This is a genomic window from Anaerobacterium chartisolvens (assembly GCF_003337415.1).
GTDB classification, from domain to species: Bacteria; Bacillota; Clostridia; order Acetivibrionales; family DSM-27016; genus Anaerobacterium; species Anaerobacterium chartisolvens.
On sequence record NZ_QPJT01000018.1, the window covers coordinates 48,179 to 60,336 of the forward strand.

Below are 12,158 nucleotides of genomic sequence, written 5' to 3' on the forward strand. Positions count from 1 at the left end.
AATAACAGAAACGGAGGTTGAAGGTGTTGGGAAATAAGTTTACTGGAAGCAAAGTCTTAATAAAATATCTGTCAATACTGCTGGCGGTTGTGATGGCATTCGGCCTGGTTCCGGGACAGATGCAGGGCCCGTGGCAAGTAAGTGCGGCGGATACAATAGTGGTTGGGTGGGATTTTAATGATGGGAATCAGATAGCGGACGCAGGCGTATCCTCCAATGCATCACAGGTTATTTCAAGAGAAGACTCATACTCAGGCACTTACTCTTATACGGCGGGGGCAGCGGGTACGCCTGATACAGCTCTGTCCTCAAATGCATGGAGTGAGGGAGCCGGTACAAAATATCTTAAAATAAGCTTTTCAACAAGCGGATATTTCGATCTGACACTTGAATCAAAGCTGAGATCGTCGGGCACGGGGCCGAGAGACTTTAAGCTTCAATATAGTGCTGACGGCACAGAATGGAATGATATAAGCGGAGGTGCCGTGGTATCTGGAAACGGCTCCTTTGAGAGCAACAGCATTGTACTGCCGGAGGCTGTGGAGGATCAGAGCATAGTATATATAAGGTGGCTTTTGGATTCAAATGTTTCCGCTGCGGGAACAGGAGACATGAGCGGAAGCAATGGGACATGCAGAATAGACGATATCGTTATATCCTCAAGCGGGGATTCGCCGGGGGGGCCTGAAGATACCGCCCCGCCTGCGGTGCTGTCCAAATCCCCTGCCGACGGGGCCGCCGGTGTGGCATGGAATGCGGTAATATCTGTTTTGTTTGATGAAAATATTGTGGCAGGGAGTGAAATATCCTCAATTTCAATAAAGGACGAAGACAGTACTCCTGTGGCGGGCGTTTCAAACGTTATATCGGGCGCAGCTCTGACCATAGCTCACGAACAGCTCGAAAAAGATAAAACCTATACTGTTACAATACCGGCGGGGGCGGTTCAGGACTCCTCGGAAAATGCTACCGATTACGATATAATCTGGAGCTTTACAACAGCTTTGGATGAGGTAATCACTCCCATTAATGAGATTGACACGGTGGACTCAAACGGACTTCCGACAAAGACGCAGGAGCTGTATACCATAGAGGGGGTTGTTACCTCTGCTCCCGGAGGACTTGGAAGCGGGAAAAAAATGTTCGTTCAGGATGAAAGCGGAGGGATATGCGTTTACCACAGCACGCAAAGCATTTCAGGCGTGGCTGAGGGAGATATTGTAAGGGTAACGGGCAAGGTAATACAATATAACGGATTAACGGAGCTTGATCCCAGTGTGGCAGGGGGTGCTGTACAGGTGATTTCAAGCGGCAATGCCCTGCCTGCTCCGGTTGAGCTTTCCTCCCTGTCTGAGCTGAGAAGCTTTGTCACAGCAGAGCCATATGAGGGCAAGCTTGTAAGAGTAAGGGTAAAGGTGTCTTCGGCGGTTGCATCCAACGGCAATGGAGCGATAACGGATGTTGACGGCAGTAATTCGATAACCCTCAGAATAGAGACTGCAACGGGCATAGCTGCCTCAAGCCTCATACCGGGGCAGGAGCTTGTAATTACGGGAATTGTAGCTCAATATGACTCAAGCAGCCCATACACATCGGGATACCAGCTTACCCCGAGATACCCCTCCGACATATCGGATGCCCCTGATGACAAGGCACCCGTTGCACAGCAAACGGAGCCTTCCAACGGAAAAACAAATGTATTAATCAATGCTCCCTTAAGCGTTGAATTTGACGAGGAAATTGTTGCCGGGGCAGCAATAGCTTCCATAACCGTTATTGACGACCAAAGCTACAGCGTTGGGGGAATAAGCAGCTCAACCAGCGGAAATATGCTCTATATAGACCACGCCGATTTTGCTTATGGGAGAACATATACAGTAACCATTCCGGCAGGAGCGGTAGAGGATTCACAAGGGAATGCAACTTCTGCTCCCACAGTATGGAGCTTCAGTACACGGGCTTCAGCGGACCTTGACGGGCCTGTCGCGTTAAGCAAGACACCTGCGGAAGACGCGACGGGAGTTTCCAAAAACGCTTCCGTTTCAGTGATGTTTGGTGAGGATATACGGCAGGGCAGTGCCTCAAGCGGCATAAGCATAAAGGATTCGCTTGGCAATCCCGTTTCAGGGGTGGACTGCAAAATTGAGGACTCTGTTCTGACGCTGACACATGCCGTATTCGGCTATAGCACGGAATATACGGTAAGCATTCCTGCCGGAGCGGTGGAGGACTTTTCCGGAAACGGAACCGGCTCTGAAATTGTATGGAGCTTTACCACAGGCCAAGAGGAGGTATACAGCTTATATTATGGGCAGCTTCACAGCCATACCAATTTCTCCGACGGTCAGGGCAGCCCCGATGATGCTTACTCATGGGCAAGGGATGAGGGCCACGCTGACTTCTTTGCAGTCACCGATCACTCAAACTGGTTTGACAACGAAAAAAATACAGCCAATGAGAGCATTACAAGCATAAGTGAGTCTACCAGTCAGGAATGGAAGGATTTAAACTCTATTGCCGACTCGTATAATAATGACGGAAGCTTTACCGCAATTGCAGGCTTTGAGATGACATGGAGCAATGGCACCGGACATATAAATACCTTCAACACTCCATGGTTTGTTTCCAGAAGCAATTCGGCGATGGACCTTAACGCATACTATAACAAGATTAAAGAGTCCCCGGACTCTATAAACCAGTTGAATCATCCCGGAAAGACCTTTGGAGACTTTTTTGATTTTGGGTACTACAGTAAAGAGGCTGATGCCGTGGTGCAGCTTATTGAGGTTGGAAACGGCGAAGGCCCCATAAGGGGAAGCGGGTATTTCCCCAGCTATGAATACTATACCAGAGCGCTTGACAAGGGGTGGCATGTCGCTCCGTCCAACAATCAGGACAACCATAAACAAAAATGGGTTACAGCAAATGAGGCCAGAACGGTTGCACTTGCAACGGAGCTTACAAGGGACGGAATATATGACGCAATAAGGGAGAGAAGAGTTTATGCGACAGAGGACAGGAACCTTCAGATAGAATATGAGCTTAACGGAAATGTAATGGGCTCCATACTTGGGGATACCGATGATTCCTTAAGCTTTGAAATTAAGGTGACAGACCCTGACGCGGGCGATTCCATAGGAAAGATATCTATAATTTCCAACGGGGGGACTGTGGCGGCGTCAAAAACCTTTAGCGGGAACAATGCCGAGTGGAGCTTTGAGCTTGAGCCCAAATATTCATACTACTATGTAAGGGTTGATCAGACCGATAAGGATATTGCCGTAACCGCTCCCGTATGGGTTGGCGAAACGGACAAGGCCGGCATATCGACATCAGCGGGAACCGGGCTGTCCGTAAAGGGAGAAGAGGTTACAATAACATCAACCATATATAATAATGAAGCTTCTCCCATGCAGGTAGCTTCACTTGAATATTCCATAGACGGCAATGCTATAAACACCGCGCCTGCCATCAACCCGGTGGCACCGTCGTCCACGGCATTATATTCCTTTGGGTATAATCCGGTACAGGTAGGAGATGTAAGCATTAATGTAAAGCTTACCGCTTCAATTAACGGAACGCAAAGAGTATATACCGATGTGCTGAAGCTGAATGTTTCAGATCCTTCGGTAATAACCAAAATTATTATCGACGGCTCTCATTATAATGACTATGTCGCGGGAAACTATGCCAACAATATGGGGAATATAACAGAGCTTTCAACTGGCAGGGGTGTACAGGTAATAGTACAAAAGCAGCCTCTTACAGACGAGGTGCTTTCGGATGTGCAATTGCTTCTGCTTACTCCTCCGGCAAAGAAATCAGGCACCTCAAATGGAGTAAGCTATACTGCCAAGCCATATACTCAGGACGAAATTAATGTTATAAAAAGGTTTGCCGACAGGGGAGGGAATATAGTAGTAGCGGGTCTGGCAGATTATCAGGATAATGGCGCCGCCGCTCAAAATCATACGGCATACCAGCAAAACCTTGTTCTTCAGGCAATTGGTGCCGGATCAAGGATTAATGATGACGAGGTGGTGGATTATCAAAACAATCCTAACGTAAATCCTCCCGGGGTTGCGGGAGGCACTCCTTTCCGCGTTCCTATGAATACTTATAACATGAGCTCTCCATACCTGAACGGTGTGGTGCCGGAGCAGGATTACAGCTTTTACAGCGGATGCTCATTTACTATGGGCAATAACGCAAAGTGGCTTGTAAAGGGACACTCAACCACATACGGGTTTGATTCCGACAATGACGGATTGGGAGGAAGCTATGTGGCGGCGGCAAATGCTGCCATTCCAAGCCCGGATGGGGGAATAGGAAAGGGGAATGTAGTAGCGCTTGCAGAGGAAACCCTTCCGGGAGGAGGAAAGCTCTTTATCGGAGGGACAGTGTTCTTCTCCAACTTTGAAATTAAAGCCTCTCTTGACAACTACGGACAGCTCCAGAACAGCAACTACAATATTACAATGAACATTATAGATTCTATAAAAAAGGCAGTCCCGGTGACTCCCATAAAGCAAATACGCGCTGCTCAAGCAGGCGAAACCTTCTGTGCGGAGGGTATTGTAACGGCAGGAACTCAGCAGGGCAATGCCTTCTTTGACACGATATATATTCAGGATGCCACAGGAGGTATAAACATCTTCCCTGTGTCCGATATGAACATAAGAGTAGGGCAAAAGGTAAAGGTACTGGGATATGTGGGGCAATATCAGGGAGACATAGAGCTTGTCATGCAGCAAATAGAGGTGACGGATGCCGCGCAAAAGCCCGTTGCTGCTAAGGAATTTCCTACCGGCGACAGTATGCTTCCCAAAAATGGCGGCTGGCTGGCCAAGGTTTGCGGAACGGTGACAGGGATAACTGAAAACACTATTTTTATAGACGACGGAACGGGAGAAGCCAGAATTTTTATAGACGGATATATAGGGGACAGTACAGGGAGAATTAACCAGCCCGGTAAGTGGGAGCCTTCAATAAAGGTGGGAGACACTGTTTCGGCAATAGGCCTTGCATCGGTGGATACCGAAGGAAGCAGGCTGAGGGTGAGAGACACCTCTGAAATCATAAAGGTAAAGAAAACATACAAAGTGCTTTATGATTCCAACGGAGGCACGAGCGGAAGCGTTCCGCAGGATAATACGGGATATTTGCCCCGTGATACAGTCAATGTGTTATCCAACAGCGGAAGCCTTGCAAAAACAGGCTACAGCTTTAAGGGCTGGAATACCAAATCAGATGGAACTGGAATAGATTATACGGCGGGTGCAGGAAAGCTTATTATTACATCGGATATCATATTATATGCCAAATGGGAGAAAGTATCCGATGCTACGCCTTCGCCCACAGGTAATTCAGGCAAGACAGGCACAACCACCACCACTAAGGCTTCCATTGAGCCTAAGCTTGGAGAAGGCGGGGAAGTAAGCATAGAGCTTAAGTCTAAGCTTGATAAATCTACAGGCGAGGCTAGAGCACAACTTGATTCAGACACTCTTGCCAAGGCACTGGAGATTGCAAGAGAAGATGAAGAGGGGATAAAAACAGTAAAGCTTCAAGTGAGCGGTGCAGAGGGGAGCACATCATATATACAGGAGCTGCCTACAAAAGCCTTGATTGAGTCGAAGTCAACCCAAAGGCTTTCCATTTCAACGGATGTGGCTGAGGTATCAATTCCGGGCAATATGCTTTCTGCAGCGGGTACCGGAGAGACTGACAAGGTGGCTTTAAAGGTCGGATTGGTTAATAAGGATGAGCTTAGCAGCGAATTGAGGGAAAAAGTAGGGAATGCGCCTGTAATTGAGCTGGGTATATCAGTAAACGGGAAGACGGTGAAGTGGCAGAATGAAGATGCCCCGGTTTTAATAACAATTCCGTATACGCCCACAGAGGAGGAATTGAAAAACCCCGACCATATTGTAATCATATACATCGACGGGGAGGGTATGCCACATTCCGTACCAAACGGCAGATATGATTCCAAAACAAAGACCATAAGCTTCACTACAACGCATTTCAGCAGATATGCTGTGGCATATATATATAAGACCTTTGACGATATACAAAAATATCCGCACGCTAAAGCTTCTATTGAGGTTATAGCATCCAAAGGCATAATTGACGGAAAATCCGAGCTGGAATTTGACCCGGATAAGGAAATTACAAGAGCGGAGCTGATACAAATGCTGGTGAAAGCATTAGGTCTTACTACAAGCTTTACCGAAAGCTTTAGCGATGTAGACCCGTCACACCGGTATTATAAGGAACTGGGAATAGCCAAAAAAATAGGGCTGGCTAAGGGCGGTGGAGAAAACCGCTTCAGCCCTGATAAAAGGGTTACAAGGCAGGACATGATGGTTTTCTGCTACAGGGCACTGGTGCTTTCCAAAAAGCTTAACCCCGGGCTTTCTGAAGCACAGCTTGACAGGTTCAGTGACAGGTCAAGGATCGCAAGCTATGCTATAGAGGCTGCTTCGGCTATGGTAAAAGAGGGGATAATCGGGGGCAGCGGGCAAAAAATAAATCCTTTGGCAAATGCTACAAAAGCAGAGGCGGCTATGGTTATGTACAGAATATTAAAAAAATAGATTAAAAATCACAAGCAGGGGATGGCATGGAGCGCAAATGCGCTTTCAAGGTCCATCCCCTTTTTTATATTGAAGCTTAATTACTTGTAATTAAATTACTTGTAATTAAATTATCCGTAATGATTTTAAGAACGGGTGTATTTAATTTAAGTGACGAAAATGCAAATTTTAACTCCCCTTCTATCTTCCCCTCACATTGAGGGGAAGAAAAAGAAGGGCACTGGAGAAGAAAATGAGAAGAACAACGCAGGCGCATGTAAAGCAGCTAGCGAAAGAAATGAGAAGACATCCTACAAGTCCTACATGGACCTTCTTTTCCTTCCCCTCGAAGTGAGGGGAAGATAGATAGGGAGCTTATTAAAAATCTGGATTTGGAATAAAACGCCATAATATGCTGTTATGTGAAAAAGGTGCTTCAATTGTAATCCCTATGGCGATTTTCCGAAATGCTATGTCAGATATAATTTATGCACCCTTTTTTTAAGAACCATATCCTTGATTTTATCCCAGCAAAATTATATTATATATTGTAAAAGAATTTTGCATTATAAAATTAAAGGAGAAGATGAATGGATTTAAGAGATATAATTTTGCTTCCTCGGGCTTTATACAAAAAACTTACGGCGAAAAGGGTTTCTCTTTTTATAGGAATAATTCTTGTTGGACTTATTGATATGGGCTTTAACATATTTATAGGCTATAATAGCTTATTTGTGGGCAAATCCTCTATGGTAACATACTTTAATATTACGCTTGCGCTTGTGCTTGTAATACTGATGGGCTTTATTGACGTAGTGTTTTTTTCAGTCCCGATGTTTGACCTTTTCAAGCATTTCAAGATGGAGAAGGGGATAGGGGATTACAGCCAGCAGCTGGTAAAGCTTATGAAGGTATATATATGTGCAAATTTTCTGGTGCTGCCTTTAAATATACTGCTTTATATTACATTCAGAAGCTATGAATTCGGAAGCAGCTTTACCCTGGCGGCACTGGCATACTTTGTTGTATTTCTTCCGGCCATATGGGCCAGTGCCGCGATAGCGAGGGGAGTAAATGAGATATACAGCTTTATACAGCCGCTTAAAAAAGTAGTATTTTTAATAGTATTTTTATGGAGCATGATACTTGGGCTTATTTTAAACTATATGATAGAGCGGTGGTTTATGTTGCTTTTCAAGTAGAGTCCGGGAACCGCTGATAATTTTACCCCGCTTTTTAACCTTTTTATTCTTGCATTATTAAAATAATATGATAATATAGTTATGAATAAGTAAGCAGTAAATTTTGACACCGCACTCCCTTAAAATTAAAATCATATTTTAACGTTCACAGGTTAGGCGGTATATTGTACGGATAGCTCTGATTTTATAAGGATTGTTTTACTCTCAATGGGCTATATGCTTCAAAGACTTTTCAAAAAGGTCTTTTGGTAAAAATTTTTAAAAAAGGGGATGTATTCTGTGGGCTTTGGACAAGATATCGGGATTGATCTCGGTACGGCAACGGTTCTTGTCTATATAAAGGGCAAGGGCATAGTACTGAGGGAACCTTCAGTTGTAGCCATAGATAAAAACACAAACAAGCTTCTTGCAGTGGGAGAAGAGGCGAGACGTATGCTTGGCAGGACTCCCGGCAACATTGTTGCCATAAGGCCCTTGAGAGAGGGTGTTATATCGGACTATGACATTACAGAGAGAATGCTTAAGTATTTTATAAATAAGGTATGCGGAACAAGGTTCTTTAAGATTTTTAAGCCCAGAATTATGGTTTGTGTACCAAGCGGAGTTACAGAGGTTGAAAAAAGGGCGGTTATTGACGCAGCCGTTCAGGCGGGGGCAAGAAAGACATATTTGATTGAGGAACCTATAGCGGCTGCCATAGGTGCGGGAATAGATATAGCAAAGGCCTGCGGAAGCATGGTTGTGGATATCGGAGGAGGAACTACCGATATAGCTGTTATATCTCTTGGCGGGACGGTGGTAAGCACCTCCATTAAGATCGCCGGTGACAAATTTGATGAGAGCATTGTAAGGTATATGCGTAAAAAGCATAATATAATGATAGGAGAAAGAACGGCGGAGGATCTTAAAATTAATGTGGGAACGGTTTATCCAAGGGTTCAGGAGGTATCAATGGACATACGCGGCAGGAACCTCATATCAGGCCTGCCCAAGACAATAACCGTTACGTCAACTGAAATAATGGAAGCACTTGAGGAGCCTATTTCAAGCATTGTGGAGGCTGTCCATTCAGTGCTGGAGAGGACGCCTCCCGAGCTTGCTGCCGATATAAGCGACAGAGGGATTGTAATGACAGGCGGAGGCAGCCTTTTATATGGACTGGATAAGCTGCTGCAGGAAAAGACGGGGATAAACGTTATAATTGCGGATGATGCTATTTCATGTGTTGCGTTAGGTACCGGAAAGGCTCTGGATACAATAGAGGCTATAGAGCAGAGTGCCTCAATGGATAGCAGAATTAAAAGGGAATTTTAAATTATAAAAATGCGTGTAATGTAAAGCTTACACGCTTTTTTTTATATTAAGTAATTTCTTAGCCTTTCCGATATATACTTTGATCATATTTAATAAGATTATCAAAGGGTTTATGCTTTAGGGCGGCCTGAAATTATAGGAGATTGCATATGATAAGAGGATTATACACTTCAGCCTATGGAATGCTTGAGGAAAGCAGGCGCATGGATGTAATATCCAACAACCTTGCCAATGTAAACACAACTGCCTTTAAAAAGGACTCGGCGGTTTTAGAAAGCTTTCCTGATATCCTCATGACGAGAATAAACGATGTGGCGAGCAAGACCAATCCTTCGGGAAGGCTTGGCAAAATGCAGCCTGGCAGTGATGTGGGAGAAATATTCACCTATTACACGCAGGGGCAGCTTGCAAACACCGGAGGCAGTCTGGACATGGCATTTAAAAATTCCGATAATGCGTTTTTTACAGTGGGAGTGCCCGGCGCCGAGGGAGAATTCATCCAGTATTATACAAGGGACGGAGCTTTTACGCTCAATGCCTATAACGAGCTTGTTACAAAGGAAGGCTATGCCGTTTTGGGCGAGAATGGAGTTATAACTCTTAGCGGAGAGGATTTTACAGTTGCTGAGGACGGAACGGTATATCAAAATGGCGAGGTGCTGGATAAGCTTCTTATAAAGAGCTTCAGTGATACAACGACACTGAGAAAGCTTGGCTCAAACCTTGTGGAGACTACTGATTTAACTGAGGAGGAGCCCTTTTCGGGTATGGTGATGCAGGGCTTTATAGAGCAGTCAAATGTAAATGTTATAAAGGAAATGGTTGACATGATTGCCGTTACGAGAGCATACGAGGCCAACCAGAAGGTGCTTCAGGCGCAGGACGGAACACTGGAAAGGGCTGTCAACGAGGTTGGAGCTATAAGATAATGGAGGGCAGGGGCCTGACATATAAGATTTATTGAATTCGGAGGGATATAGCATATGATGAGAGCGCTTTGGACAGCAGGCTCGGGAATGACCGCACAGCAGTTCAATGTGGATGTTATTTCAAACAATCTTGCAAATGTCAACACTACGGCATACAAAAAGGATAGAGCAGAGTTTAAGGATCTGCTTTACCAGACTATAGACCGCGCATCAGTTCTTGATGGGCAGGGAAAGCCTGTTAATCTTCAGGTTGGCTATGGGTCTACTCCCGTCGCCACAGTTAAGGATTTCAGTAAGGGCAATTTTGAAAGAACCGACAATCCTCTTGACTTGGCTATTGACGGAGAGGCATTGTTCGCAGTTTTAGGGCCTAAGGGAGATGTGGTTTACACGAGGGACGGAAGCTTTAAGGTAAGCGTGTCGGATCAAGGCACCAAGCTCACCACTACTGACGGCTATGCGGTGCTTGATGAAATGGAGAGTGAGATTTTTCTGGATGGAGTTGAGGATATTTCAAGTATAAATGTTGCGGAAAACGGGGCAATTACTTATATAAACACCGATGGGGAAACCGAGGATCTGGGACAGAGAATAGGTCTTTTTAAATTCTCAAACAGACAGGGACTTGAAAATCTGGGAAAGAATCTTTACGGCAGGACGGATGCGTCGGGAGAGCCTGTTATCGATGAGGAAGAAGGCTCTATGAGTGTTGTATACCAGCGTTTTCTTGAGTCCTCCAATGTACGTGTTGTAGAGGAAATGGTAAAGCTGATAGTTGCTCAGAGGGCATATGAGGTGAATTCAAAGGCCATACAGTCGGCGGATGAAATGCTGGGTCAGGCCAATAATCTTAAGAGGTAGTTAACAGGCATTTTGAAGGCTGCTGAACGGGAGTGTAAAGCTAATGGATATTGCGGGTATCGGAAATGACTATATAAAGAGTGCTGTAGACAGCTCAATAAATAAGGCGTCAGATGACAGCTTCCGGCAGAGGCTTGAAAAGGTGATGGATCAAAGCAGTGAAAAAGAGCTGAAGCAAGCGTGCCGGGACTTTGAGGGTATGATGCTTAATATATTGTATAAGCAAATGAAGGCAACTGTGCCTAAGTCGGACTTGCTGCCCCGGGATACCGGAGGGGATATTTTTGAGTCCATGCTTGACGAGCAGCTAGTAGAGGAGGCCTCCAAAAGCGGAAGCGCAGGCTTGGCAGATGTGCTGTACAAGCAGCTTAGCAAGCAGCTTGGCTCTGTATATAAGAAATCAGAAGAGGATGATATGGGAACGATTGAAAATAAGTAAGCGCTTGCATTATTTCTTAAGGTGTAATGTTATTGCAGCTATGCCAATAGTGATGTCCTTCATAGGTATTTATGCGGGACATTTTTTATTTGCCGAGAGATATATATTTATATAATATAGGCTTTTGCATATCGGATAACGGAGGATGTAAAATAATATCCTCCGGAAATTATTTTACATTCTTTTTAGATAGTTTGCATCCTATATAGTGTTAAGAAGGAGCAGTCTGCAATTTAATAATGGACAATTAATACAAAAATAGTTAAAATAATAGGGTGATTTTCTGTCAAAAATTAAGAATATGAGAGGTGCGGCATGTTATCAAATATTGAAATTAGAGAAATAATACCACACAGGTATCCATTTTTGCTGGTGGACAGGGTTATAGAGGTAGAGCCGGGAAAGAGCGCGGTAGCTATAAAGAATGTCACCGCCAATGAACCCTTTTTTCAGGGACATTTTCCCGACTTCCCCATAATGCCGGGAGTTTTGATTGTGGAGGCTCTGGCACAGACGGCGGGTATAGCCGCAGCCATGGAGGGCAATGATAAGGGCAAGCTTGGGGTTTTTGCGGCTATTGATGAAATGAAGATTAAGAAGCAGGTTCTGCCCGGAGACACCTTGAGGCTTGAGGCAGAAATATTGAGCAACAGGATGGGAGTAATAAAAGCAAAGGTTCGTGCGTCTGTGGATGAAAAAACTGCTGCCGAGGGCTTGATAAAATTTGCCATGGTCGATGTGAACAAAAAATAAATTTTTAAACTTTTAAACTTGTTCCGCCAAATCGCTCACTTTAAGGCTTAGGGAGTGATTTGGCGGCTTTGGGAGAATTGTT

General features: G+C 44.9%; 8 protein-coding genes. All 8 read left to right on the plus strand.

Annotation, left to right across the window (positions count from 1 at the left end; genetic code table 11):
* Positions 1–26 precede the first annotated feature (26 nt).
* The 8 genes from DFR58_RS14910 to fabZ all read left to right on the plus strand — a co-directional run bounded on the left by DFR58_RS14910 (position 27) and on the right by fabZ (position 12,076).
* Positions 27–6,599, plus strand: coding sequence for an Ig-like domain-containing protein (locus DFR58_RS14910; RefSeq protein WP_147273188.1), 6,573 nt, complete (start codon positions 27–29; stop codon positions 6,597–6,599).
* A 159-nt stretch (positions 6,600–6,758) separates the two neighbouring features.
* Positions 6,759–6,944 (plus strand): hypothetical protein, encoded by a 186-nt coding sequence (locus DFR58_RS14915; RefSeq protein ID WP_114298648.1) that lies wholly within the window; start codon positions 6,759–6,761, stop codon positions 6,942–6,944.
* 224 nt (positions 6,945–7,168) lie between these two features.
* Complete coding sequence (locus tag DFR58_RS14920) at positions 7,169–7,780, plus strand: hypothetical protein (RefSeq protein WP_114298649.1); 612 nt, start codon at positions 7,169–7,171, stop codon at positions 7,778–7,780.
* 279 nt (positions 7,781–8,059) lie between these two features.
* Positions 8,060–9,094, plus strand: a complete 1,035-nt coding sequence (mreB, locus tag DFR58_RS14925) for a rod shape-determining protein (RefSeq protein WP_114298650.1) — start codon at positions 8,060–8,062, stop codon at positions 9,092–9,094.
* Between the two features lie 149 nt (positions 9,095–9,243).
* A complete protein-coding gene (locus DFR58_RS14930; RefSeq protein ID WP_114298651.1) occupies positions 9,244–10,023 on the plus strand; it encodes a flagellar hook-basal body protein in 780 nt (259 codons plus the stop codon).
* Between the two features lie 54 nt (positions 10,024–10,077).
* On the plus strand, positions 10,078–10,884 hold the full coding sequence (flgG, locus tag DFR58_RS14935; RefSeq protein WP_114298652.1) for a flagellar basal-body rod protein FlgG: 807 nt from the start codon (positions 10,078–10,080) through the stop codon (positions 10,882–10,884).
* Between the two features lie 43 nt (positions 10,885–10,927).
* Positions 10,928–11,323: a rod-binding protein gene (locus DFR58_RS14940; protein WP_114298653.1), complete on the plus strand. Its 396-nt coding sequence runs from the start codon at positions 10,928–10,930 to the stop codon at positions 11,321–11,323.
* Between the two features lie 315 nt (positions 11,324–11,638).
* Positions 11,639–12,076: a 3-hydroxyacyl-ACP dehydratase FabZ gene (gene fabZ, locus DFR58_RS14945; RefSeq protein ID WP_114298654.1), complete on the plus strand. Its 438-nt coding sequence runs from the start codon at positions 11,639–11,641 to the stop codon at positions 12,074–12,076.
* Positions 12,077–12,158: the final 82 nt, after the last annotated feature.